Source organism: Shewanella sp. SG44-6, assembly GCF_014164185.1.
In the GTDB taxonomy this organism is placed as follows: Bacteria; Pseudomonadota; Gammaproteobacteria; order Enterobacterales; family Shewanellaceae; genus Shewanella; species Shewanella vesiculosa.
The window spans coordinates 1-26449 of record NZ_JACJER010000068.1; the positions used below are offsets into that span (position 1 = coordinate 1).

Below are 26449 nucleotides of genomic sequence, written 5' to 3' on the forward strand. Positions count from 1 at the left end.
CATACCGTTTTATCCTTCCCCGAAAAATCATTAAATCAAAAGTTTGATCACGATCACAATTTGAAATTCAATCACTCACTTCTTGTTCGGTCTCTTTGTGCTGTTGCAAAGCTTTTTTGGATCAGTACACTGACGACTTCATTTAAATCGAGCTTTTGCTCTATATCAGTCGATTTATGCAGTTTGAATCTAAACACAGAGAATCATAATGAAAAAAACAGTGTTAACACTGGCGATAAGCGCCATTGTATTTGGGGCAACAACTCAAGTGAACGCCGCAGGTTTCCAACTTGCAGAATATTCAGCAACAGGTTTAGGCCGTGCATTTGCTGGTGAAGCTGCTATTGCAGACAATGCGTCAACTCAAGCGCGTAATCCAGCCATGCTGGCTTATCTAGAAGGCCGCCAAGTGTCAGCGGGTGGCATCTATGTTATGCCGAATGTTGATGTTGTTGGCGATGTGGCTATTTCTTCACCATTATTAGGTTCAGAGCCATTAGTCATAGGTGCTGACGCATATGATGTTGCCGACAATGCCCTAGTACCGAACTTTTATTATTCAAATCAGTTGAATGATCAATGGACTTGGGGTCTAGCGATTAATTCTAACTATGGTTTAGCCACCGATATTCCGGTAGCGGATGCGGCGGCTATTTTTGGCAGTAAAACCTCAATTACTACGGTCGAATTTAATCCTAATATAGCCTACCGTGTAGATGACTCATTTACCGTTGGCGCAGGTCTTCGAGTGGTATATGGCGAAGGTGAAGTTGGTGCAACCGCTCCAGGTTGGATTGATGCAATTAAAGCTACCCCTAACTTACCTGCAAGTATTGGTGCGCGCTTACCTTCTGGTGGAACCGAGTTAAAGTCAATGAAAGGTGATGATGTTGGCTATGGCTGGAAAGCGGGCGCGAGCTGGCAAATTAACTCAGCTAACCGCATCGGTTTGGCTTATCACAGTAGTGTCGATCTTAAATTAGACGGTCATGTGTCTGGTGTAATTTATAATGGCGGCCAAAACATTGAAATCGAAGGCTACTTACCGGTTGAATTGCCTGCATTTGCAGAGCTTGCTTCTTATCATCAGTTAACTAAAAACTGGGCTATGCATGCCAGTGTGAATTGGACTGAATGGAGCGTATTCGAGCAATTGGTGGCGTATTTTCCTGGTGATGTTAAGCCTGTAGGTAACCTAGAGTCAGACGTAGTTAAAGAAGAGAACTTTAAAGACAACTGGCGTTATGCCCTTGGTACTACTTATACCCTTAATGACCAATGGACATTACGTGCTGGTATGGCGCTAGATAAAACAGCGGTTGATGATCAACACCGTACCACAACCATTCCTGATTCTGACCGTTTATGGTTCAGTGTGGGTACTGGTTACCAAGTGTCTAAAAATCTGAATGTTGATCTGGGTGTGACTTACATTCGCACATATGGTGATGCACCGATTACTGAGAGCCAAGATCTAGTAGGCCTTGCTGCAGTGAACTTTACTGGTGAAGCAACTGGCGATGTATGGTTAACCGGTATTCAGTTAAATTATAAGATGTAATCAGCTCTGCTAGTGTTGATCGTTAAGGCCTCGCAGTTGCGAGGCCTTTTTATTAGTTAAATAGTGATAAAACGTAAGATTATTTTTATCGTAATAACAGTGATAACTTGAGTCGCGCGGTACTATGCTTTCAAACCATGATCACCGTAATTTACATTCCTGCGGGTGTGACTAGATAATTAACCCCTTGGATATTAGTAAAGGCAATTGCCTGCAATAATTATATTTGTCGATCTAGTATGTGATATGGGTTTATTAAATAGACAAATAATACAAAAATAATCATATTAAAATGATATAGGAACTCAGATGGCTGCCAAAAAATACATTGTCGCTTTAGATCAAGGCACGACAAGTTCTCGTGCCATTGTGTTTGATCATCTCGCGAATATTGTCGCCGTGGCTCATCGTGAATTTACTCAACATTATCCGCAAGCTGGTTGGGTAGAGCATGATCCTATGGAGATATGGTCTTCACAAAGTTCAGTGCTGGTGGAAGTACTGACTCGAGCAGGAATTAGTCGTCATGATGTCGCTGCAATAGGGATTACTAATCAACGTGAAACCACTATAGTCTGGAACAAGCATACTGGTAAGCCGGTATGTAATGCGATTGTATGGCAATGTCGCCGCAGCCAGGCAATATGTCAGCATCATAAGGCCTTAGGGGCTGAAGATATGGTGCGCCAAAAAACTGGACTAGTACTAGATCCATACTTTTCGGCGTCAAAAATTGAGTGGATTTTAGATAATGTTGCAGGCGCCCGTGAACAAGCTGAAGCCGGTGATCTATTGTTTGGCACGGTTGATACTTGGCTGGTGTGGAAACTCACTCAAGGTGAAGTTCATGTGACCGAACCAACCAATGCATCTAGAACCATGTTATTTAATATTCACACTAAACAGTGGGACCAAGAGTTACTCAATCTGTTTAATATCCCTCGTTCGATGTTACCTGAAGTGAAACCCTCATGCGCCATTTATGGCTATACCGAACTTGCAGGCAACCCAGTTCCTGTCGCAGGGATGGCTGGCGATCAGCAGTCGGCATTATTTGGCCAATTGTGTATTGAGCCTGGTATGGCAAAAAATACCTATGGTACTGGCTGCTTTTTGTTAATGAATACCGGTGACAAAGCCGTTGAGTCAACTCATGGTTTATTAACGACCATTGCGATTGGGGCTGACACAAAAGTGAATTATGCCCTAGAGGGTTCGGTATTTATGGGGGGCGCTATTATTCAATGGCTCCGTGATGAGTTAGGTCTTATTGCCGATGCGTGTGACACCCAATATTTTGCCGACAAAGTGGATGACACGAATGGCGTCTACTTGGTGCCAGCATTTGTGGGTTTAGGTGCCCCTTATTGGGATGCTGATGCCCGAGGTGCCATCATAGGCTTAACCCGCGGCGCTAATCGAAACCATATTATTCGTGCAGCATTAGAAGCCATTGCATATCAATCTCGTGACGTGCTGGATGCCATGAGTAAAGATTCTAATGTGCCGTTAACACAAATTCGAGTCGATGGTGGTGCGGTGGCAAATGACTTTTTAATGCAATTTCAAGCTGATATTACAGGTGCAACGGTTATTCGTCCTCGGGTCACTGAAACGACTGCTATGGGGGCTGCATTTCTAGCGGGTTTAGCTGTTGGGGTATGGCAGTCGACTGATGAGTTGCAGATTATGTTGTCTACTGAGCGCGAGTTTACGTCAACTATGGACGAAGCTACTCGAGCAAAGTTGTACCAGGGGTGGAAGCAAGCTGTGTCGCAAGTCAGCCCAAACGGTAACTTTGCTTAACGAAGTAAGCATTACACTTCAATATCAATATGCTGGCTGGTGGTTTCTCCACGGGTGGAGAATCGCTTATCCGTTTTCATTGGTCTAATTCGGCTAGCGCCATTTTTTTTCTCATTAACGGTTCTCGGTTTAGAACGCCTTTCTTGACGAGGGGCTTCTTGGCGTTGAATCGGGACTTTATGAGCAATATTAGGTGGCAATTGTGACTGTGGCGCCTCGTGGCTGTCGGCGCTAATAGCACTGGTATGTTTGACGTTTTCAACAATCCGTTTACGCTCACTCACCGCCTGTACTGGCCTAGCTAACATGGCATAAATGCTATCGATACTCATGATGCTCTCCCATATTGGTTAAATGAATGTGATTGTTAACCACCTTAACTGTTTATCGGCACAAATTGATTAAAATGTAATCTTTTAGATAGAAGCTCATTTAGGAAGCGCTTTTATCCGGTGGATCATTGGCGTTATCGCTACCCACTGCCGAAAGTAGATAACATGAGCCATGTTAATCTTCAATTGCTTTAAATTTGTTCAATCATCACCCCACGCTAGCAGAATAATACCAACATCGCGACACTTTCCTACTTCAACTCAGCCAGGTATTAAGCGCGAGCTGGATGTAGTCTTTGCGTATTCACCTTGTCGTTCACTTGCATTCGTTAGCGCTTTTTACCATTTATCCATTGAGCTAATTCAACCTTGTACCTTTTGAGGCATTAAGAAAAATTAACTGTGATTACGAGATGAATTGATAAAATGCTTGCCCTTAACATAGGGCCTTTAATGTCCAACATTGTGATATTTAACCGTGGATGTTAACCATAATTTGATGATGATTAATTGCTTAAGTATTGCGACCCTGCTTATTTAAGCAAAATGTCTATTAAGGTTAATCATGAGTTTGTGTGCTTTACAAACTGCGCGTTACATACTGCTATCGAGAGCAATGGGTAAATATAAAGGTAAGATTAAGTGGTTTTTAGCCGTATAAAGTAGACCCAGTCGACTATTTGTTAATTTTTAATGAACTTAAAACCGAGTAGCTGAGCAGTATTACGATATAAAGATGGAGTATTCGAACCATAAAGTAAGTTTAATAAAAAAGATCTCCAGTCTATTTTAGCCGATAAAGTGACCGTTATGTCTCTGGTTTAACTCATTTACCCTGATTTTTAGCTGTTTTCTTCAGACGGCTCTGTCATTCATCCCGCTTGATATTAATTTGCTGCTAACCCGCTTGGGGTATGGATTTAATATATCTGTCCATTGCTTGACAACACTTGCATAGAGTCCCTAAACTTAGCATTTGTGGGAAGAAGTGGATCATTGTGGATCAAATGATAACAATAAGGGCTAAATAACGTGTTTCGTGGCGCCAGTGCAATCAACATGGATGCAAAAGGACGGATCGCTATTCCAGCGAGATACCGTGATGCGTTACGTGTGGAGCATGCCGGCACTGTGATTATGACCGTTGATATTGATGCCGCTTGTTTGTTGATTTATCCGTTACACGAATGGGAGCTGATTGAAGCAAAGTTGAGACTGCTTTCTGACACTGATCCACTTGAGCGATCCTTTAAACGAAAATTACTAGGTCATGCACAAGATTGTGAACTAGACAGCCACGGACGTATTGTGATTCCGCCGGCATTGCGAAGTTTCGCCAGCTTAGAAAAGAAAACCATGCTGGTGGGCTTACTGAATAAATTTGAATTATGGGAAGAGTCAGCTTGGCAACAACAAATGGATGATGGCAATACGCTCATTCAAAGCCAAGATTTAGCCAGCAATGAACGCTTGGCACACTTTTCACTGTAGTTATCTAAAAGGTTAGAAGAACCCAATGAGCCAAGAGTTTGCCCATTTATCTGTATTACTCAATGAGACCGTAGACGGACTCAACATCCAAAGTGATGGCATCTACATTGATGGCACCTTTGGCCGTGGTGGGCATTCGCGTCATGTGTTAAGTCATTTGGGTGAAAACGGTCGCCTAATTGCGATTGACAGAGATCCGCAAGCGATTGAGGCAGCTAAACAGTTTGCTGATGATCCACGCTTTCAAATTGTTCACGGTGGCTTTGGTCAATTAGCTGAATATGTCGAAGAACTTGGTCTGACGGGCAAAATCAATGGTGTATTGCTTGATCTTGGCGTGTCGTCGCCACAATTAGACGATGCAGAACGCGGCTTTAGTTTTTTACGCGATGGCCCGCTCGATATGCGTATGGACAATAGCCAAGGTCAAACTGCAGCCCAATGGATAGCACGTGCAGAAATTGAAGACATGGCATGGGTATTTAAAACTTATGGTGAAGAAAAAAATTCGCGCCATATTGCACGATGCATTGCAGCCGATCGTGAAAAAACGCCTTTTTTACGCACGAAAGACTTAGCTGATTTGATCGCGCGGATCACCAAAAATAAAGAGCGAAATAAGCATCCTGCCACGCGAGTGTTTCAAGCTATCCGCATTTATATCAACAGTGAATTAGAGCAAATAGATCAAGCGCTTGAAGGTGCTTTAGCTGTGCTAGCTCCCCAAGGTCGCTTATCAGTGATCAGTTTTCATTCTTTAGAAGATCGTATGGTTAAGCGTTTTATACGCCGCCATAGCCAAGGTGAAAGCGTGCCACATGGATTACCTATCATGGAGGCCGAGCTTAATAAATCGCGTAAATTAAAGGCGGTGAGTAAAGCACTAAAGCCTTCTGATGCAGAATTAGAGTTAAATCCACGCGCGCGCAGCTCAGTGTTACGAGTTGCAGAGCGTCTGGATTACTAACTATCGAGGGTAATGTGAGCCAATCACCATTAAATTTACCTCGAATTGTATTACTCGATATGTGGCAGCACAAATGGGTGTTGCTTCTTATTTTATTAATTGTAATCAATGGTGTAGCCGTAGTTTATACCAGTCATGTAACGCGTAAATTGATCACTCAGTGGGATCAATTGTTGCAAGAGCAAGATCGCTTAGATATTGAATGGCGAAACTTATTATTAGAAGAACAATCGCAATCAGAGCACAGTCGTGTGACTCGAATTGCAACCAAAGAACTAAACATGTCTCGGCCGCTTCCTAAGGAGGAAGTTATCATTCGAGTCCAGTGAGCATAGGGAATATGGCTAGACAAGCGAAGCAGAAATTAGGTCACGAACTCATCCCATGGCGTTTATACGTTGTGGTGGGATTCGTATTGCTATTATTTTGCAGTTTAGTTGCCCGTGCAGCCTATATTCAAATTATTGAGCCAGATAAACTCCGTCACGAAAGTGATATGCGCACCTTACGCACAACCAGTAACCAAGTTCAGCGAGGTTTAATCACTGATCGCAATGGCGATATGCTCGCAGTCAGTGTGCCTGTGCAAGCGGTGTGGGCCGATCCTAAACACGCTCATGACCAAGATGCATTTAAAGATATGCGCCGTTGGCAAGCTCTTGCCGATGTACTGCAAGAGCCAGTCGATGAGCTGGTGGATAAAGTTAAAAATCACCCGAATAAGCGCTTTGTATACTTAAAACGTCAGGTAACCTCCGCCGTTGCAGACTACATTGAGCAGTTGAAAATAGGTGGCATTTACCTTAAAGCAGAATCTCGCCGTTATTATCCTTCAGGTGAAATTGCTGCTCAGTTAATCGGTATTACCAATATCGACGATGTCGGCATTGAAGGCATTGAAAATACTTATAATACCTGGTTAACAGGCACACCCTCTAAGCAAAAAGTCCGTAAATCTCGCGATGGCAGCGTGGTTGAGCGTTTAGATATGGTCCAAGAGGGCGAAAGCTCTAACGATTTAGTGCTCAGTATTGATCAGCGTATTCAGCAATTAGCCTACCGTGAATTAAAGCGTGCAACAGAAGTGTACCAAGCGACATCTGGGTCTGTGGTGGTGATAGACGTCAATACGGGTGAAGTGTTGGCGATGGTCAATACTCCCTCATATAACCCTAATGCCCGTGATAATTTGCAGCCACACCGCATGCGTAATCGTGCCTTAACTGACACATTTGAGCCAGGGTCAACAATTAAACCTTTTGTTGTCGCGGCCGCGCTTGAAGCTGGCACAGTGAAAGTCAATGAATTGATATCGACATCGCCTGGTTGGATGCGTATTGGCGGGCGTCAAGTGCGTGACTCGAGTAATTATGGTGACATGACCTTAGCCAAAATTCTGGTGAAGTCGAGTAACGTAGGAATTAGTAAACTGTCCTTGTCTATGCCCATTGAACAATTATTAGGCACTTACCAATCTATGGGAGTCGGCAATTATTCAGGGATCAATTTAACCGGTGAAAGTGCTGGGTTAATTCATAATCGTCATCGTTGGTCTGACTTTGAGCGTGCCACTCTGTCTTTTGGTTATGGTTTTACTGCCACTCCGTTACAAATTGCCCGTATGTACGCCACCTTAGGCAGTGGTGGAATACTGTACCCTGTGTCTATTTTAAAACTGAAACAGGCGCCCGAAGGTAAGCAGGTTATTTCACGTAAAGTCGCCTATGACGTTATGGAAATGCTCGTTGGGGTTACTGAAACGGGAGGCACGGGAACTAAAGCTCATATTGATGGCTACCCTGTAGCCGGTAAGTCCGGTACTAGCCGTAAAGCGGTAGCAGGTGGTTATGGCGATGATTATGTTGCTTTATTTGCCGGTGTGGCTCCAGTTCATAACCCTCGTTTAGCGATTTCTGTGGTCATTAATGAACCAAAAGGTGACAAGTATTACGGTGGCGACGTAGCGGGTCCCGCCTTTGCTAAAATTATGTCTGGTGCTTTACAAATGCTTAATGTTGAACCTATTTCAGAGCAGGAAGCCGTTCATTTGGCTACTGCGCGAGGAGCGCAGACCAATGTTATTAAATGATTTATTAGTGCCATGGTTCCATTACTCTGGTCGCGAATCGATTAGTGGTTTAACCCTAAATAGCCGTGAAGTGAAAGCTGGCAGTTTATTTGTGGCCCTGCCTGGCTATAAAGTTGATGGTCGATCATTCATTTCTCAAGCGGTTCAAGCAGGCGCTACAGCAATACTTATCCATACTGATAATCCAGATGAACATGGCTTAGTCGATCGCCTTCAGTATAACGTGCCATTAGTGTATTTTTTCCAATTAGGTAGGCAGTTATCGGCCGTTGCCGCGCAGTTTTATTTGTCCAACCGTCAGTCGTTGTCATTAATTGGTATCACAGGAACTAATGGCAAAACTTCGGTCAGCCAAATTATCGCGCAAATAGTAGCCTTACTTGGTCATCAAGCCGCCGTTATGGGCACATTAGGCAATGGTTTATGGGGGCAACTTGTTGACAGCGGTAATACCACTGCCGATGCGATCACCATTATGCGTCAGCTTGGTGCATTTATTGCTCAAGGCACCGAAGTGTGTGCGATGGAAGTCTCAAGCCATGGCTTAGTCCAAGGGCGTGTCGAAGCGGCGCCGTTTGAGATTGCTGTGTTTACTAATCTAAGCCGTGATCACCTAGATTATCACGGTGATATGGACTCTTACGCCGCGGCTAAAAAACGCCTATTTCAATTTCCTAGTGTCCAACACGGGGTGATTAATATTGATGATGTTGTTGGCGCAAAATGGCTGACTGAACTGGCAAATGATAAGCATAAATCTTTCAGTATTAAGGGTAATACTTCAGCCGACTTTTACTGTGACGCTATTGAATATCATGATGCTGGTGTTACTGCAACGCTACATTTTGTCGAGATCGATAGCGGCCAACGAGTAAGTACGCCGCTTAGTTCACCGTTATTAGGTGCCTTTAATTTATCGAATCTTTTGGCCGCGATCTCTGCTTTGTACCTTCAAGGAATGGCAATGGTATCAATATTGGCCGTCATTCCAAAACTGGTGCCTGTGGCTGGTCGTATGGAGCGTTTTGCTTCAATGAATAAGGCTACTTTAGTGGTCGATTACGCTCATACTCCAGATGCCATTGAACAAGCATTAAAAGCGTTAAGACTGCACTGCAAAGGCACATTATGGTGTGTATTTGGTTGTGGCGGCGATCGTGATAAAGGTAAACGGCCTTTAATGGCACAAGCCGCAGAACAGTATGCAGATAAAGTCATGATCACTAGCGATAATGCCCGCAGTGAAGATCCGCAAACCATTATCGATGATATTTTGCAGGGCATTAGTCAACCGCAAAATGTGCTTAGCCAGGTTGACCGTATTGAAGCGATTACCCGTGTAGTGTCATTGGCACAAGCTGACGATATTGTACTGCTTGCTGGAAAAGGCCATGAAACCTATCAAGAAGTGGCTGGTGAGCGAATTGACTACGATGAACGTGCGTTAGCATTAACCTTGTCTCAGGAGGCATCATGATTAGCGTCACTTTGTCGGAATTGGCTCAGCATCTTAATGGCATGTTAACAGGCCAAGATAGGTTGATTAACAATGTCAGTACTGACAGCCGAAATATTAGCGCGCAATGCTTATTTGTTGCTTTAAAAGGCGAGCGTTTTGATGGCCATGATTTTGCCGTAACAGCCATAAACAATGGTGCAGAAGCACTTTTGGTTGATCATTTATTAGTGGATCATCCTTTTGGCGCCGATATCCCGCAAATTGTGGTCGCCGATACCCAAAAGGCGCTAGGTCAGATAGGCATGTTTGTTCGTCAAGCTGTGGCACCTATTTGCGTGGCATTGACCGGATCAAACGGTAAAACCAGTGTTAAAGAAATGCTAGCCACTATTTTAGCTCAGCACCATAAAGTGTTATTTACTGCAGGTAATTTTAATAACGAAATTGGCGTGCCATTAACCTTGATGCGTTTAAGTGAAGGCGACGAATACGGGGTATTTGAGCTTGGTGCAAATCATAGTGGTGAGATTGATTACACCTCATCATTAGTCCATCCACGAGTCGCACTAGTGAATAATGTCGGCAGTGCTCACCTTGAAGGATTTGGGTCGCTTGAAGGAGTTGCACAGGCAAAATCGGAGATATTTAATCATCTTTCACAAGATGGCACAGCGATTATTAATGCTGACGATAAGTTTGCCGATTTTATGCTGCAACGCTCCAAAGACCATAAACAATTACGTTTTTCATGTGACATGAATGTTGATGCAGACGTTACCGCAACAAATATCGTGGCCGATGCTAATGGTTGTTATCAATTTACATTGGCGTTTAACGGCCAGCATGTGCAGGTACATTTGCCATTGGCTGGAATGCATCAAGTGAGCAATGCTCTTGCCGCGGCATCAATGTCGATTGCGTTGGGATTATCGCTTACTAACATTGCCCAAGGCTTTGATTTACTCATACCCGTAAAAGGGCGCATGCAGCCACATGAACTTGGCCGAGTGTTATTAATTGATGATAGTTATAACGCTAATCCAACATCCGTGAGTGCAGCAATTGATTGGTTGCAACAACGTGATGGATATCGTTGTTTAGTGCTGGGAGATTTAGGCGAATTAGGCGACAATGCCGCCCCTTTGCACGCTAGCATCGGAACGCAGGCTAAAAATGCAACAATCGAGTCGCTGTTTTGTTGTGGTCAGTTATCGGCCAATACCAGTGAAGCATTCGGTAGTGAGCATTTTCCAGCTCAAGAAGCGTTGATCGTGGCATTAAAAAAACAGTTAGCAAGCACCACAGGTCACATCACAGTTTTAGTTAAAGGTTCCCGCAGCGCCGCCATGGAGCGAGTTGTGGACAGTTTATTAGATGCCTATGGGCGTGGGGAGTTAGTGTAGATGCTGGTTTATCTAGCCGAGTATTTAACCCAGTTTTATTCTGGGTTTAACGTTTTTTCATATGTAACGTTTCGGGCTATTTTAGGCTTGTTAACCGCATTGGTGTTTAGTTTGTGGTGGGGGCCGATACTAATTAAGCGCCTGCAAATGCTGCAAATTGGCCAAGTGGTTCGAAGTGATGGCCCTGAGTCACACTTTAGCAAACGTGGCACGCCGACCATGGGCGGCATAATGATCCTTGCGGGTATTTTTATCAGCGTGCTGTTATGGGGTGATTTATCTAACCGTTACGTGTTAGTTACCTTATTCGTATTAGCCACTTTTGGTGCGATTGGCTTTATTGATGATTACCGTAAAGTGGTAAAAAAAGATACTAAGGGCCTGATTGCTCGTTGGAAATATGCTCTACAGTCTATCGCTGCGTTAGTGGTGGCAGTGTTTTTATATAGCTCCTCGACCATGGGTGGGGAAACCCAATTAGTGGTGCCGTTTTTTAAAGATATTATGCCTCAGTTAGGCATGATGTTTATTGTTTTAGCGTACTTCACCATTGTCGGTGCGAGTAATGCGGTGAATTTAACAGATGGCTTAGATGGCTTGGCGATTATGCCAACCGTAATGGTCGCCGCAGCTTTTGCATTAATCGCTTACTTATCTGGTCATGCTCAGTTTGCCAGTTATTTACATATCCCTCATTTACCTTTAGCGGGTGAGTTAGTGATTGTGTGTACCGCAATGGTAGGTGCAGGTTTAGGTTTTTTATGGTTTAACACTTATCCAGCGCAAGTGTTTATGGGCGATGTGGGTTCATTAGCTCTGGGCGCAGCTTTAGGTGTGATTGCCATTTTAGTTCGCCAAGAAATTTTGCTGGTGATTATGGGCGGCGTTTTTGTTATGGAAACCGTATCGGTGATCCTGCAGGTGGGCTCATATAAATTACGCGGCCAACGCATTTTTCGTATGGCGCCGATCCATCATCATTATGAGTTAAAAGGGTGGCCAGAGCCGCGGGTGATTGTGCGTTTTTGGATTATCTCGTTGTTTTTAGTGTTACTAGGTCTTGCGACGTTAAAATTACGCTAAGCAATTAATAAAGGTCAGTATTATGCAAACTCAATACACGCACATTGTTTTAGGCTTGGGGGCTACAGGGCTCTCGGTCGTGCGTTTTTTAGCGACTAAAGGCATCAAACCTTTAGTGATGGACAGTCGTCGTCATCCGCCCGGTGCAGATACCTTGGCGCAAGAGTTTGCCGATATTGAGTTATTAGCCGGTGGGTTTGATTGTCGCTATTTAGTTCAGGCTAGCCAAATTATCATTAGCCCAGGTGTGCCTGTTGATACGCCTGAAGTGCGTGCGGCATTAGACATGGGCATTGAAGTGATTGGTGATATTGAGTTATTTGCCCGAGAGATAGCGGATAGAAAACCGTGTGTTGTTGGTATCACTGGATCAAATGGTAAATCTACAGTAACGACCTTAGTATATGACATGCTGCTAACGGCCGGTAAGTCGGTGGCTATTGGCGGCAATATTGGTACGCCAGCGCTGGATTTATTGCCTCAAAATGCTGATTTTTTTGTACTTGAACTGTCGAGTTTTCAACTTGAAACCACTGCTTCGTTACATTGTATTGCGGCTACATGCCTTAATATTAGCGAAGATCATATGGATCGCTATAGCGACCTAAACTCCTACCGCGAAGCAAAGTTACGTTTATATCCACAAAGCCGTTTTGTCATGTATAACCGCGATGATGAATTAACTTATCCAATTGAACCAATGAATCAAAATAATTTTGGTTTAGGCGTGCCTGAAGGTGATGCGTGGGGATTAAGTGATGGCAAGATTTTTCATGGTGATAGCGAAATTATGAATCTAAATGAAGTGACCTTAATTGGCAGCCATAATCACGCTAACTTATTAGCCGCAATGGCATTAGCGGATGCTTGCGGGGTTGGTAAAGAGTCCATGATTGAAGTGGCTAAAACCTTTGCTGGTTTAAGCCATCGTTGTGAGCTTGTCGGTGTGAAACAAGGTGTGACGTACATCAATGACTCCAAAGCGACTAATGTTGGCGCAACAGTTGCCGCACTGGAAGGGCTTAACTCGCATTTAGGCGATTTATACTTGATCGCTGGCGGCGATGGTAAAGGCAGCGATTTTCGTCCCCTTGCAGAACCGCTTTCCAATATTACTCAATTGATTACCTTGGGCCGAGATGGGCGCAAAATAGCCAAATTAAAATCAGGAGCTATCGAGGTAACATCGATGGCAGAGGCCGTTACAAAAGCCGCTGAGTTAGCATCGTCTGGTGATATCGTATTATTGTCTCCGGCGTGCGCCAGTCTAGATATGTATAAGAACTTTATGGCTCGCGGTGATGATTTTAGACAATGTGTGGAGTCATTAGCCGATGGCGAATAACGAGCAGCAACTGAGCTTGTTTAAACGAGGCCTTAATTGGACTTTACCCTCGTTATTATCAGGTGAACAAACACCTGATATGCCATTGTATGACCGTAGTTTTCTCGTCGCGATAGTCGGTTTGATGTGTTTTGGCTTTGTCATGGTGATGTCCGCGTCAATGCCTGAAGCAACTAAGCTGACAGGCGATCCATTTTATTTTATGTACCGCCATGTGCTCTATCTTGTTGGCTGTGTGGTGATTGCATTTGTGGTGCTTAAGTTCGAAGTTAGCTATTGGGAAAAAAATAGCGGCATGTTGATGCTTGGAGTACTGGTCTTATTGATCGCTGTGCTGTTTATTGGCACATCGGTAAATGGTGCGCGTCGATGGTTGTCTATCGGTCCCATTAGGATCCAAGTCGCCGAAATGGCCAAGTTTGTGTTTATTGTTTACATGGCGGGTTACTTAGTTCGTCGTCATGGTGAATTGCGTGAAAACCGTAAAGGCTTTTACAAACCGATTGGCGTTTACGGTTTGTTCGCTGTGTTGATCCTATTACAGCCCGATTTGGGTACTGTGGTCGTGTTGTTCGTGTGTACTGTAAGCCTACTTTTTTTGGCTGGTGCTCGCATTACTGACTTTATGGTGTTGGTGTTACTAGGCGTAGCGACATTCGTATTGCTGGTGTTATTTGAGCCTTATCGTATGCGACGAGTGACTTCGTTTATGGATCCATGGGAAGATCCTTTCGGCAGTGGTTATCAGTTAACGCAATCGTTGATGGCTTACGGTCGGGGTGATTGGTTTGGTCAGGGGCTAGGTAACAGTATTCAGAAGCTTGCTTATTTACCAGAAGCGCATACTGACTTTATCTTTGCGGTGATCGGTGAAGAACTAGGGTTTATTGGTATTATTATGGTGTTATGCGCACTGTTTTTCATTGCTATTCGTGCGATTAGACTGGGTAATTTATGTTTGAAAATGCAACTTCCTTTTGAAAGTTATGTCGCCTATGGTGTAGGCATTTGGGTGTGTTTTCAGACAGTCGTTAATGTGGGAGCCAGTATTGGTATGTTACCAACCAAGGGGCTTACGCTGCCGTTTATTAGTTATGGTGGCAGTAGTTTGTGGATTATGACCGCTGCGGTGATGTTGCTCATTAGGATAGATCATGAACGTCGAGTTAGTTTGGTACAAGCTGTAAAAGGGAGAACAAGTTAATGAACAGTAATATTGGCCGTTCTCCTAAGATATTGATTATGGCTGGCGGTACGGGTGGGCATGTTTTCCCGGCACTAGCAGTAGCAAAGTACTTAGCTGACAAAGGTTGGCAAGTACGTTGGCTAGGTACAGCCGATCGTATGGAGGCTCGTCTCGTGCCACAGCATGGATTTGATATTGAATTTATCGATATTAAAGGTGTGCGGGGTAATGGGCTCATACGTAAGTTAGCGGCTCCGTTTAAAATTATACGTTCAATTATTCAAGCTAAAGCTGTGATTGATGACTTTCAGCCCGACGTCATTCTAGGGATGGGCGGGTTTGCCAGTGGCCCTGGTGGCGTGGCGGGTAAATTATCTGGTATTCCGCTGGTGTTGCATGAGCAAAATGCCATTCCAGGATTAACCAACAAATTGCTGTCTAAGATTGCCAAAAAGGTTTTGTGTGCATTTCCTAATACCTTTGCCAGTAATGTGGCCAATGTTGAGGTGGTAGGCAATCCCATTCGCCAAGAGCTGATTGAGTTAGGCGAACATATTAAAACCCCACAAGCAGATGCGTTAAGGGTGCTAGTGGTGGGTGGCAGTTTAGGCGCAAAAGTATTGAATGACGTTATGCCTGCGGTGGTGGCTCATTTATGCAAATATCATTCACTGACAGTTTGGCACCAAGTGGGCAAAAACAACCAAGCAAGTGTCAAGGCTAACTACCAACAGCTTGGGCAGTCCGACAGTGTCAATGTTGCTGAATTTATTGATGATATGGAAGCCGCTTATCGTTGGGCTGATGTCGTAGTCTGTCGATCAGGTGCTCTTACTGTATCAGAATTGGCCGCAGTGGGCTTACCGAGTATTTTAGTGCCATATCCACATGCAGTGGATGATCACCAAACCGTAAATGCATCGGTACTTGTTGATGCTGGCGCAGGATTTTTATTACCACAAACCATTTTAAATGCAGATAATCTTGCGGAAAAGTTGCAGTTATTTGCTGAGAATAGACAAGAACTAGCCCAGATGGGGCTTAAAGCAAGAGGTGTAGCAGTATTAGATGCCACTGAACGAGTAGCAGATATTTGTGCCTCATTTGCGAGAAAGGGTTGAAATGACAAAGACAGAAAAATACGCACAGCTTCGTAGCATGATCCCTGAGATGAGACGGATCAAACGCATTCATTTTGTTGGCATTGGTGGTGCTGGCATGGGTGGGATTGCGGAAGTGCTAGTGAATGAAGGCTATCAAGTGAGCGGTTCGGATATTGCCATCAATAGTGTGACTGAACGTTTAGTCAGTTTGGGTGCGAAAATCATTATTGGCCATCAGGCCCAAAGTGTTGAGCAGGTTGATGTCGTCGTGGTTTCAACAGCGATTAACCAGCAAAATCCTGAGATTATCGCAGCCAAAGAATTACGTATTCCGATAGTACGTCGTGCAGAGATGCTAGCCGAGTTAATGCGCTATCGCCATGGTGTTGCCATTGCAGGTACTCACGGTAAAACCACCACTACTAGCTTAATTGCCAGTGTATATGGTCAAGCTGAACGTGACCCCACATTTGTCATCGGTGGTTTACTCAATAGTGCAGGTACCAATGCTCGCTTAGGCACTAGTCGATACCTTATTGCTGAAGCAGACGAAAGTGATGCAAGCTTTTTACATTTGCAACCAATGGTGAGTGTGGTCACCAATATTGAAGCCGATCACATGGATACCTATGGTGGTGATTTTGAAAAGCTGAAAACCACCTTTATTGATTTTTTACATAACCTGCCGTTTTACGGTGTAGCCGTTATGTGTATTGATGATGAGGTTATTCGCGAAATCATGCCGCGTATTGGCCGACAAGTTGTGACCTATGGTTTTAGTGACGATGCCGATGTACAGGCGATTAATTTTTCTCAAAACGGCCATCAGTCAAGCTTTACGGTGAAACGTCACAATAAAGAAAATCTCGATATTGTGCTTAATTTACCAGGCGAGCATAACGTACTTAATGCATTAGCTGCGATTGCTGTTGCCAGTGAAGACGACATTGATGATAGCGCTATTGTGCAAGCGCTTGCGCAATTTGAAGGTATTGGTCGACGTTTTCAGCATTTAGGTGAATTTGAAACACCTAATGGCAATGTGATGCTAGTGGATGATTACGGTCATCATCCAAGTGAAGTATTAGCAACGATTAAAGCGGCTAGGGCTGGTTGGCCAGATAAGCGCCTAGTTATGGCATATCAGCCGCATCGATACAGCCGTACCCGTGATTTATATGAAGATTTTGTCGATGTGTTGTCGCAAGTAGATTGTTTATTATTATTAGATGTTTATGCCGCTGGTGAAGCGCCTATTCCCGGTGCGGACGGACGTGCTTTATGTCGCTCTATTCGCTTACGTGGCCAGATAGACCCTATTTTTATTGCCAGTCCAGATCAGCTAGCCGCGGTATTGCCTGATGTATTGCAACATGGTGATTTATTCATGACCCAGGGTGCAGGTAATATTGGTAGTTTATCGAAAGAATTAGCTCAGAATAATCTGGGTTGTAAAGTACTTGCTGAAGAGTAATAAAGCGATTGATTTTTCACCAATTATTGCGTGTAAAAATCGAGCTTTAAACCTTCTGGATTGGTCTATATAATGACCGATCTTTTGGGATTAACTCCGGAACAATATCAGAGGCGGATTTAAGGTGTCGTGGAGCGATAAAGGGCGGCAACTAAAACATAAACTGGCTCGTGTTAATTGGTATTTTTGCACTGGCGTACTGTTTTTATGCAGTGTACTTGGCACCGTAGTATGGGGTGGGGTGAAATTGCATGATCTGCTCAATGATGCAGATGCATTACCAATTGAAGCGGTTGCCATTAAAGGCGAGCGAATTTATACCACCGATGACGAGATAAAGAACGCCTTGCAATCATTAATGCAAAGTAGTTTTTTTAGTGCCGATGTTGCGGATGTTCAAAAAGCATTAGAAGCTTTGCCGTGGGTTTATCATGCATCTGTTAGGCGTGAATGGCCGGCAAAGTTTAAGATCACTTTACAAGAGCAGCAAGCTGTAGCGCATTGGAATGAAGTGTCTTGGCTCAATACTAATGGTGAGGTTTTTGATGCGTTAGCGCATGCAGAACATGATACGTTACCTAAGTTATATGGCCCTGAAGGGGCTGAAATGGAAGTCTTGACTAGCTATAAGCAGTTAGATGAGTTATTGACGATAAACCAGTTTAAGTTGGCCAGTTTACGCCTAAGTCCACGTCATGCTTGGCATGCAGTATTGGCTAATGGCATTCAAATTGAACTTGGTCGAGAAGATAAAATGGCAAGGATACAACGCTTTATAAATGTGTATCCTACTTTGAAGCAGAGTGATAAACCCGTTGCAACCGTTGATTTACGTTACGATACCGGGTTCGCCGTAGGTTGGGATGATTCAGAAAAAGAGAGTCGACAATAAATGACCAAAAATCAGGAAAGAAACCTCATCGTGGGGTTAGATATAGGGACATCCAAAGTCGCAGTGATCATTGGCGAAGTATTACCTGATGGTGAAATTAGTGTCATTGGTTTAGGTAATCATCCTTCTCGCGGTATGGACAAAGGCGGCGTAAATGACCTCGACTCTATCGTACGCAGCGTGCAGCGAGCGTTAGATCAAGCAGAGCTTATGGCAGATTGTCAGGTTGCCTCTGTGTATTTAAGCATTTCGGGTAAGCACATTGCTTGTCAAAATGAAAATGGCATGGTGTCGATTAACGACGAAGAAGTGACTCAGGAAGATGTTGACAACGTTATTCATACCGCGCGCTCGGTTAAGATCCCGACAGAACGTCGTATTTTACACGTATTGCCACAAGAATATTCTATCGATGTTCAAGACGGGATTAAGAGCCCAATTGGCATGTCGGGCATGCGTATGGAAGCGAAAGCGCATATCGTGACCTGTGCCAATGATATGGCCAAAAATATTACTAAGAGTGTTGAACGCTGTGGGCTAAAAGTTGACGATTTAGTGTTTTCTGGTATCGCCTCCGCAGATTCAGTGCTCACAAATGATGAGAAAGATTTAGGTGTGTGTATTGTTGATATTGGTGGTGGAACAACCGATATTGCTGTATATACCAACGGCGCATTACGGCATTGTGCGGTGATCCCAGTAGCGGGTAACCAAGTCACCAGTGACATCGCCAAGATATTCAGAACGCCCTTAACGCATGCAGAACAAATTAAGGTGCAATTTGCCAGTGCCAGAAGTTCAACCGTCAGTCGTGAAGACAGTATTGAAGTACCATCAGTAGGTGGTCGACCTTCACGCAGCATGTCACGTCATACGCTGGCAGAAGTGGTAGAGCCAAGATACCAAGAATTGTTTGAGCTTGTGCTTAAGCAGTTACAAGATAGCGGATTAGAAGATCAAATTGCTGCAGGGATTGTACTTACCGGAGGAACGTCATCGATATCGGGTGCCGTTGAAATTGCAGAAGCAACCTTTGGTATGCCAGTTCGTGTTGCCTCTCCGCTACCAGTTAAAGGATTATACGAATATGTGGATCAACCAATCTATTCTACCGGAATAGGGTTGCTTCATTATGGCGCAAGGCGAGTTATCGAACGACAGTTCGAGCGACCTGAGCGACAAGGGGTTACCAGCTTTTTGAATCGGGTCAAAAGTTGGTTTAAAGGTGAATTTTAATAACGCAGACAAACGGAGATCAGACAATGTTTGAGATCATGGATACACATTCAGACGAAGCGGTGATTAAAGTCATCGGCGTCGGTGGCGGCGGCGGAAATGCTGTCGAACATATGGTAAAACACAGCATCGAAGGTGTTGAATTTATCGTCACAAATACAGATGCACAAGCACTACGTAAATCAAGTGCGGGTTCAACTATCCAGCTAGGGCGCGATGTTACTAAAGGCCTTGGTGCTGGCGCAAATCCTGATGTCGGTCGTCAAGCTGCTGAAGAAGATCGCGAGAACATTCGTGCAGCAATAAAAGGGTCTGACATGATCTTTATCGCTGCAGGCATGGGCGGTGGTACCGGTACCGGTGCTGCACCAGTCGTGGCTGAAATTGCGCGTGAAGAAGGCATTCTAACGGTTGCTGTTGTGACTAAGCCTTTTCCTTTTGAAGGGAAAAAGCGTATGGCATATGCAGAACTTGGTATTGCTGAATTAGCTAAACATGTTGATTCGTTAATTACGATCCCAAATGAAAAGTTATTAAAAGTATTGGGTCGTGGTACATCACTACTTGATGCCTTTGCTGCAGCTAACAACGTATTACTAGGTGCCGTTCAAGGTATTGCAGAGCTTATTACTCGCCCAGGTCTTATCAACGTCGATTTCGCCGATGTGAAAACCGTGATGTCTGAAATGGGTAATGCCATGATGGGTACTGGTGTTGCTCGTGGTGATGATCGTGCAGAAGAAGCTGCAGAAGCTGCTGTTGCCAGTCCATTACTAGAAGATATCGATTTAGCCGGTGCTCGTGGCGTGCTAGTTAACATTACTGCTGGTATGGATATCACTATTGAAGAGCTTGAAACAGTGGGTAACCATGTTAAAGCTTATGCATCTGATAACGCTACTGTTGTTGTTGGTGCTGTGATTGATCCTGAAATGAGTGATGAATTACGTGTAACTGTTGTTGCTACTGGTATTGGCGCTGAGAAAAAGCCAGACATTCAGCTAGTGTCTAAGCCTGTTGCTCGTCCAGAACCTGTTGCGATAGAACCTCGTCCAGAACCCGTTGATGAAGTTGTATCACAACAAAGCTATGCTGCGCCAAAAGGTAATGCTGTACCACAGCCTCAACCAGCGCAACGTACTGATGCTGATTATCTTGATATTCCAGCATTCTTACGTAAGCAAGCGGATTAATAGACGGATAAAACGCAATGTTTAGCGTGACTAATGAGCGCGATGTGCTGATAAAGGTTATTTTGTAAACAGGTTTACAATTTGCAACGTATTTGGCGTTTTTTTTGTGAAAAACTAAATTTATGGTAGCATGTTGTACCAGTTATGCATGATAGCCTGAGGCTATTATTGCAACTATTTGTTTAATATTGATATTTATGGGCTACTGAATGATTTTTCAAAGAACTGTTCAAAAGATGGTGAAGAGCACTGGTGTCGGATTACATTCTGGCAACAAGGTGACTCTGTGCATTAAGCCCGCACCAGTGAATTCAGGGATTGTACTCAAGCGTACCGATCTTAGCCCTGCTGTGTCTATTCCAGCCAAGGCCGATATGGTTCGTGAAACCACAATGTGTACTGCCCTTGTCAATGATGCTGGTATTCGAATATCAACTATTGAGCATTTGTTTGCAGCACTTGCTGGCTTAGGCATCGATAATGCTATTATCGAAGTCGATGCACCAGAAATCCCGATTATGGATGGCAGTGCAAGCCCTTTTGTGTTCTTACTGCAAAGCGCAGGTATTAAAGAACAAGCTGCAGCGAAAAAATATATAAAAATCACTAAGCCTATTCGTGTTGAAGATGGTGATAAATGGGCCGAGTTAAAACCTTTTAAAGGCTTTAGAGTTGATTTTAAAATTGACTTTGCTCACCCTGAAATTGCCCGCAGTCAACAACACATGGTGATGGATTTTTCGACATCAGCGTTTGTAAAAGACATTAGTCGTGCCAGAACATTTGGTTTTATGCGGGATATTGAATACCTACGTGCAAATAATCTTGCATTAGGTGGCAGCATGGAAAATGCCGTTGTACTTGACGAATATCGTGTATTAAACCCTGATGGTCTGCGTTATGAAGACGAATTCGTTAAGCATAAAATTCTCGATGCATTTGGTGACTTATATGTTGCTGGTCATGCAATTGTCGGTGAATTTTCGGCTTACAAAACGGGGCATGCGTTAAACAACCAACTTGTGCGTGCATTACTTGCTCAGCAAGAAGCATGGGAGTTAGTCAGCTTTGACAAAGAGGCTGATGTGCCTGTCAGCTTCATGGTTCCAGGTGCGTTGGCGCACGTTTAACCCGTTAAGATTGCCTATTACGGCTGGCTAATGCAGCCAGCCGTTTTAGTTTTTCACCTAGAGAACCATCGACATGTTCTGCTAATGCTTCAATATGCTGTGCTGCAGTGGTGCTGATCACATTTTGATTAGTTTGAGATTGTGGTTTTGCTAAGGCAAGCCCAGGATTGACTTTCACCTCAATAGCAGTAAGCATCGGAAGTGTGTCAGTTTGAAGCTGTTTTAATAGCTTCTGCTTTTGAAAGTTTATTCTAGCAGCCCATGCTGCGGATGTCGTTTCAATAACAAGAACACCCTGGCGGAGATTAGCGACTTTTAGCTGCTCAGCCACAGGGCCACTTAATGTCTGTTTTACATAACGATTCAGATTATTAAGTAGTTCTGCTTTCTCGGCCAGTTCAGGCAGTCTCCCAGACAAATGGACTAAATTGCTGAGATCTTGAGGGGGCTTTTTCATATGATAATAAGATGGCTGAATTAGGCTATGAGTGTAACAGTTTTTATCCAAGGTCGAAATGGTGTAACGCGCTGGCAACCAAGTAAGCGTTGGTTACTCCTACCTATTATTCTAATGGCCACCGGCACAGGAATATATCAATACAGCACTGAGCGTTTTGCTAACCAACAAGCGAAAGTTGATGAAAATAAGCAACTGCGCCAACAGCAAAAGCAACAAGTGGTAGAACTCAAAACTGCAACTGAAACCCAGCTAGCATCTTTAGTCACTCACGTGGCAAAATTGCAGGCCAAAATCACCCGACTTGAAGCCCTTGGGCAGCAAGTAGCGCAAAATAACCTCCTTGATGACCAATTTGATTTCTCTACAGAAGTCGGTATCGGCGGATTGAGCGAAATCGGCAATGGTGTCGAATTAAGTCAGCTTATCGATGAAATGAATAAGCTGGCATCTAGAATTGATAATAATAACGTTCAGCTATCACTACTTGAAACAGTAGCATCTAATCTCCATATAGATGAAGAGCGTTATATATCAGGGCGGCCAATCGATAAAGGTTGGTTATCTTCGCCCTATGGTTTACGAAATGACCCTTTTAGCGGCCGACGAACGATGCATAAAGGCATTGATTTTGCCGGCAAAGAAGGGGCGGATGTTACAGCTACTGCTGCAGGCGTTGTAACATGGTCAGGAAGAATGCTTGGATATGGTGAGTTAGTCGAAATAGATCATGGTAATGGTCTTCGCACTCGCTATGGACATAATAAATCTCTGTCAGTAAACGTAGGTGACGTGGTTGCCAAAGGCGATAAAATTGCCAGTATGGGAAGCACAGGCCGTTCAACCGGCCCCCATGTGCATTACGAAGTGCTGCGTGGTAAACAACAAATAGATCCACAGAAATACGTTTACCGCAAAGCAAGTTAATAATATTAACGGTTAATGCGCTCAAATGAGCCAAACCTACAACAGATAAGTGATTAAGATGTTAGGCAAACTACTGACAAAAGTATTCGGAAGTCGCAACGACCGCACCCTGAAAAGTCTTGGAAAAATTGTTGTTCAAATTAATGCATTAGAAGCAGATTACGAAAAGCTTTCTGATGAAGAACTGAAAGCGAAAACGGCAGAGTTCCGTGCACGTTTAGAAAATGGCGAAACGTTAGATGACATTATGGCAGAAGCATTTGCTGTTGTTCGTGAAGCATCTAAGCGTGTGTTCGATATGCGCCATTTTGACGTGCAGTTACTTGGCGGCATGGTACTCGACAGTAATCGCATTGCTGAAATGCGAACCGGTGAAGGTAAAACACTTACGGCAACTTTGCCTGCTTACCTTAACGGCATAACGGGCAAAGGTGTTCACGTTATTACCGTGAACGATTACTTGGCAACCCGTGATGCTGAGAATAACCGTCCACTGTTTGAGTTTTTAGGATTAAGCGTCGGTATAAACATCGCGGGTTTAGGTTCATTCGAAAAGAAAGAAGCTTACAACGCAGATATTACCTACGGTACCAATAATGAATTCGGTTTCGACTATCTTCGCGACAACATGGCATTTTCGCCACAAGAGCGTGTTCAGCGACCATTGCACTATGCCCTTATTGATGAAGTCGATTCAATTTTAATTGATGAAGCGCGTACACCACTGATTATTTCCGGTGCCGCAGAAGACAGCTCTGAACTCTACGCTAAAATTAATTTATTGATCCCAAGCCTTATTGCTCAAGATAAAGAAGACACCGAAGATTATGTTGGCGAAGGTGACTACAGTATTGATGAAAAAGGCAAACAGGTTCATTTAACTGAACGTGGTCAAGAGAAAGTTGAACTGCTTTTAATTGAAAAAGGTATGTTAGCCGAAGGCGACTCGCTTTACTCTGCGACGAATATTTCGCTATTGCATCATGTTCATGCAGCACTTCGCGCACATACCTTGTTTGAAAAAGATGTCGATTATATCGTTCAAGATGATGAAGTCATCATTGTCGACGAACATACCGGCCGTACTATGCCTGGACGTCGCTGGTCTGAAGGCTTACATCAAGCAGTGGAAGCTAAAGAAGGCGCTAAAATCCAGAATGAAAACCAAACTCTGGCTTCTATCACTTTCCAAAACTATTTCAGACAGTATGAAAAACTTGCCGGTATGACCGGTACCGCTGACACTGAAGCATTTGAATTTCAGCATATCTATGGCTTAGACACGGTTGTTGTTCCGACAAACCGTCCAATGGTTCGTAATGATATGGCCGATTTGGTCTATCTTACTGCGCCAGAGAAATATGCCGCGATTATTAAGGATATCGAAAGTTGCCGCGAACGCGGTCAACCAGTATTGGTGGGTACGGTATCTATTGAGCAATCAGAACTGCTTAATACGTTATTGAAAAAAGCCAAAATCCCTCATAGCGTGCTCAATGCTAAATTCCATGAAAAAGAAGCTGAGATCGTTGCTCAAGCGGGTAGTTTAGGTGCAGTAACAATTGCAACTAACATGGCTGGTCGTGGTACAGATATCGTATTAGGCGGTAACTGGAACATGGAAATTGAAGCACTAGATAATCCTACCGCAGAACAGAAAGCCAAGATTAAAGCCGATTGGAAGATTCGTCATGATGAAGTGGTTGCTGCAGGTGGGTTACACATCCTAGGGACAGAACGTCACGAATCTCGTCGTATCGATAATCAGTTACGAGGTCGTGCTGGTCGTCAAGGTGATGCGGGTTCTTCACGTTTCTATTTGTCGATGGAAGATAGCTTGATGCGTATATTCGCATCTGACCGTGTATCAGGCATGATGAAGAAGCTTGGCATGGAAGAAGGTGAAGCCATCGAACATCCATGGGTATCACGTGCTATTGAAAATGCGCAGCGTAAAGTAGAAGCGCGTAACTTTGATATTCGTAAGCAGCTACTTGAATATGATGATGTGGCTAATGATCAACGCCAAGTTGTCTATGCACAACGTAATGAGTTAATGGATGCTGAGAGTATCCAAGATACAATTCAGAATATTGAACAAGATGTGATCAGCGGAATCGTCGATCAATATATTCCACCGCAATCACTTGAAGAACTGTGGGATGTATCAGGACTTGAACAACGCCTTGGTAACGAGTTTGGTCTAAAGCTAACGATTCAAAAATGGTTAGATGAAGATGACAATCTGCATGAAGAGACGCTACGCGAACGGATCTTATCTTCATGGAGTGATTTATATAAAGCTAAAGAAGAAATGGTCGGTGCACAAGTATTACGTCAATTTGAAAAAGCGGTAATGCTACAAACGCTAGATGGCCTTTGGAAAGAACACTTAGCGGCTATGGATCATTTGCGCCAAGGTATTCATTTACGTGGCTATGCACAAAAAAATCCAAAGCAAGAATATAAGCGTGAATCGTTTGAGTTATTTCAACAACTGCTTGAAACACTAAAAAATGACGTGATAAGTGTATTGTCTAAAGTACAAGTCCAAGCACAATCAGATGTTGATGAAATGGAGCAACGTCGCCGCGATGAAGAAGCAAAGATTAAACTGGCTTATCAACACTCATCAGCAGAAGCATTAAGTGATACTGCAGAGCAGCAAGTCGAGGCTCCTAGAACAGTGATCCGTGAAGGCGAGAAAATAGGCCGTAACGATCCATGCCCATGTGGTTCAGGACAAAAGTACAAACAATGTCACGGTAAACTCAGTTAACTCTCGGTTCACTATTGATGTTAGATAAAAAAGGTAGCGATTATTCGCTACCTTTTTTTGTTTCTAGTTTCATAAAATACACTGCAAAATTAGCCTTCTGTGGATAACTTTGGGGGTAAATAGTGGGTATCATGTAGTTAAGTCGTCAAATGGAAAAAAGATCATAAAAAGATCATTTTTTTGCACAAAAGCGCTTGCACTAAATCTTAAGCTGCCTATAATGCGCATCCACTGACACGGCAGACAGCGAAAGCAAAAACCGGTTAGCGTTATGAGCAACCACTTAGTGGTGTTGATAACAGGCAAAAAGAAGTTTGAAAAAACACTTGACGCCATAAAGGGATTGCGTAGAATACGCAGCCCAAGCCAACGACCTAGCGTCTTACGGCGATGTCTGAAAAATTGACATCACGCTCTTTAACAATTTATCAAGTAATCTGTGTGGACATTCACAGGTATTGAGTTATTCGAAATTGTCTTCTGTTCTTCGGAATGTTGGCAATCAAAAAATTTAAACTCAATGCAACGATGAATGT

Annotated in this window: 21 protein-coding genes; 19 read left to right on the forward strand and 2 right to left on the reverse strand. The window is 43.7% G+C overall.

Features of this window, described 5'->3' with window-relative positions; genetic code table 11:
• Window positions 1–208 precede the first annotated feature (208 nt).
• Both H5185_RS13200 and glpK read left to right on the forward strand, forming a co-directional pair.
• Entirely contained in the window at window positions 209–1561 is a 1353-nt protein-coding gene (locus H5185_RS13200) for an outer membrane protein transport protein (protein ID WP_182742336.1), read from the forward strand.
• Window positions 1562–1870: 309 nt separating this feature from the next.
• The gene (gene glpK / locus H5185_RS13205; protein ID WP_182742337.1) at window positions 1871–3367 is read left to right on the forward strand and encodes a glycerol kinase GlpK; all 1497 of its coding nucleotides are present in this window, start codon (window positions 1871–1873) and stop codon (window positions 3365–3367) included.
• Between the two features lie 11 nt (window positions 3368–3378).
• On the opposite strand, the gene H5185_RS13210 is transcribed toward glpK, so the two are convergent.
• Entirely contained in the window at window positions 3379–3699 is a 321-nt protein-coding gene (locus tag H5185_RS13210) for a hypothetical protein (RefSeq protein WP_124018368.1), read from the reverse strand.
• A gap of 1032 nt (window positions 3700–4731) precedes the next feature.
• Between H5185_RS13210 and mraZ the strand changes: the two genes are divergently transcribed.
• The 15 genes from mraZ to lpxC all read left to right on the forward strand — a co-directional run bounded on the left by mraZ (window position 4732) and on the right by lpxC (window position 21750).
• Complete coding sequence (gene mraZ / locus H5185_RS13215) at window positions 4732–5190, forward strand: division/cell wall cluster transcriptional repressor MraZ (RefSeq protein WP_182742338.1); 459 nt, start codon at window positions 4732–4734, stop codon at window positions 5188–5190.
• 25 nt (window positions 5191–5215) lie between these two features.
• Window positions 5216–6157 (forward strand): 16S rRNA (cytosine(1402)-N(4))-methyltransferase RsmH, encoded by a 942-nt coding sequence (rsmH, locus tag H5185_RS13220; RefSeq protein ID WP_011639222.1) that lies wholly within the window; start codon window positions 5216–5218, stop codon window positions 6155–6157.
• Window positions 6158–6171: 14 nt separating this feature from the next.
• Window positions 6172–6486 carry a cell division protein FtsL gene (ftsL, locus tag H5185_RS13225; RefSeq protein ID WP_124018370.1) on the forward strand — a complete coding sequence of 105 codons (315 nt, stop codon included), beginning with the start codon at window positions 6172–6174 and terminating at the stop codon, window positions 6484–6486.
• Between the two features lie 11 nt (window positions 6487–6497).
• The gene (locus H5185_RS13230) at window positions 6498–8246 is read left to right on the forward strand and encodes a penicillin-binding transpeptidase domain-containing protein (RefSeq protein ID WP_124018371.1); all 1749 of its coding nucleotides are present in this window, start codon (window positions 6498–6500) and stop codon (window positions 8244–8246) included.
• The gene (gene murE, locus H5185_RS13235; protein WP_182742339.1) at window positions 8233–9723 is read left to right on the forward strand and encodes a UDP-N-acetylmuramoyl-L-alanyl-D-glutamate--2,6-diaminopimelate ligase; all 1491 of its coding nucleotides are present in this window, start codon (window positions 8233–8235) and stop codon (window positions 9721–9723) included. Before H5185_RS13230 ends, murE begins: the two co-directional genes overlap by 14 nt.
• Window positions 9720–11108 carry a UDP-N-acetylmuramoyl-tripeptide--D-alanyl-D-alanine ligase gene (murF, locus tag H5185_RS13240; RefSeq protein ID WP_182742340.1) on the forward strand — a complete coding sequence of 463 codons (1389 nt, stop codon included), beginning with the start codon at window positions 9720–9722 and terminating at the stop codon, window positions 11106–11108. Before murE ends, murF begins: the two co-directional genes overlap by 4 nt.
• A complete protein-coding gene (gene mraY, locus H5185_RS13245; protein ID WP_124018374.1) occupies window positions 11109–12191 on the forward strand; it encodes a phospho-N-acetylmuramoyl-pentapeptide-transferase in 1083 nt (360 codons plus the stop codon). It abuts the gene before it with no gap.
• A 22-nt stretch (window positions 12192–12213) separates the two neighbouring features.
• Window positions 12214–13536: a UDP-N-acetylmuramoyl-L-alanine--D-glutamate ligase gene (murD, locus tag H5185_RS13250; RefSeq protein ID WP_182742341.1), complete on the forward strand. Its 1323-nt coding sequence runs from the start codon at window positions 12214–12216 to the stop codon at window positions 13534–13536.
• Window positions 13526–14740: a cell division protein FtsW gene (gene ftsW / locus H5185_RS13255; protein ID WP_182742342.1), complete on the forward strand. Its 1215-nt coding sequence runs from the start codon at window positions 13526–13528 to the stop codon at window positions 14738–14740. Before murD ends, ftsW begins: the two co-directional genes overlap by 11 nt.
• Window positions 14740–15843: an undecaprenyldiphospho-muramoylpentapeptide beta-N-acetylglucosaminyltransferase gene (gene murG / locus H5185_RS13260; protein ID WP_182742343.1), complete on the forward strand. Its 1104-nt coding sequence runs from the start codon at window positions 14740–14742 to the stop codon at window positions 15841–15843. Before ftsW ends, murG begins: the two co-directional genes overlap by 1 nt.
• Window position 15844: 1 nt before the next feature.
• Window positions 15845–17299: a UDP-N-acetylmuramate--L-alanine ligase gene (murC, locus tag H5185_RS13265; protein WP_124018378.1), complete on the forward strand. Its 1455-nt coding sequence runs from the start codon at window positions 15845–15847 to the stop codon at window positions 17297–17299.
• Window positions 17300–17423: 124 nt separating this feature from the next.
• The gene (locus H5185_RS13270) at window positions 17424–18191 is read left to right on the forward strand and encodes a cell division protein FtsQ/DivIB (RefSeq protein WP_182698919.1); all 768 of its coding nucleotides are present in this window, start codon (window positions 17424–17426) and stop codon (window positions 18189–18191) included.
• A complete protein-coding gene (ftsA, locus tag H5185_RS13275; RefSeq protein ID WP_124018380.1) occupies window positions 18192–19427 on the forward strand; it encodes a cell division protein FtsA in 1236 nt (411 codons plus the stop codon).
• 26 nt (window positions 19428–19453) lie between these two features.
• On the forward strand, window positions 19454–20620 hold the full coding sequence (gene ftsZ / locus H5185_RS13280; RefSeq protein WP_124018381.1) for a cell division protein FtsZ: 1167 nt from the start codon (window positions 19454–19456) through the stop codon (window positions 20618–20620).
• Window positions 20621–20829: 209 nt separating this feature from the next.
• Window positions 20830–21750 carry a UDP-3-O-acyl-N-acetylglucosamine deacetylase gene (lpxC, locus tag H5185_RS13285; RefSeq protein ID WP_124018382.1) on the forward strand — a complete coding sequence of 307 codons (921 nt, stop codon included), beginning with the start codon at window positions 20830–20832 and terminating at the stop codon, window positions 21748–21750.
• Between the two features lie 4 nt (window positions 21751–21754).
• Here lpxC and H5185_RS13290 read toward each other — a convergent pair whose 3' ends face one another.
• Window positions 21755–22207, reverse strand: a complete 453-nt coding sequence (locus H5185_RS13290; RefSeq protein WP_124018383.1) for a DUF721 domain-containing protein — start codon at window positions 22205–22207, stop codon at window positions 21755–21757.
• Window positions 22208–22234: 27 nt separating this feature from the next.
• Between H5185_RS13290 and H5185_RS13295 the strand changes: the two genes are divergently transcribed.
• Window positions 22235–23134, forward strand: coding sequence for a M23 family metallopeptidase (locus H5185_RS13295; RefSeq protein ID WP_124018384.1), 900 nt, complete (start codon window positions 22235–22237; stop codon window positions 23132–23134).
• A gap of 58 nt (window positions 23135–23192) precedes the next feature.
• Window positions 23193–25913, forward strand: coding sequence for a preprotein translocase subunit SecA (gene secA, locus H5185_RS13300; RefSeq protein WP_182742344.1), 2721 nt, complete (start codon window positions 23193–23195; stop codon window positions 25911–25913).
• Window positions 25914–26449 lie beyond the last annotated feature (536 nt).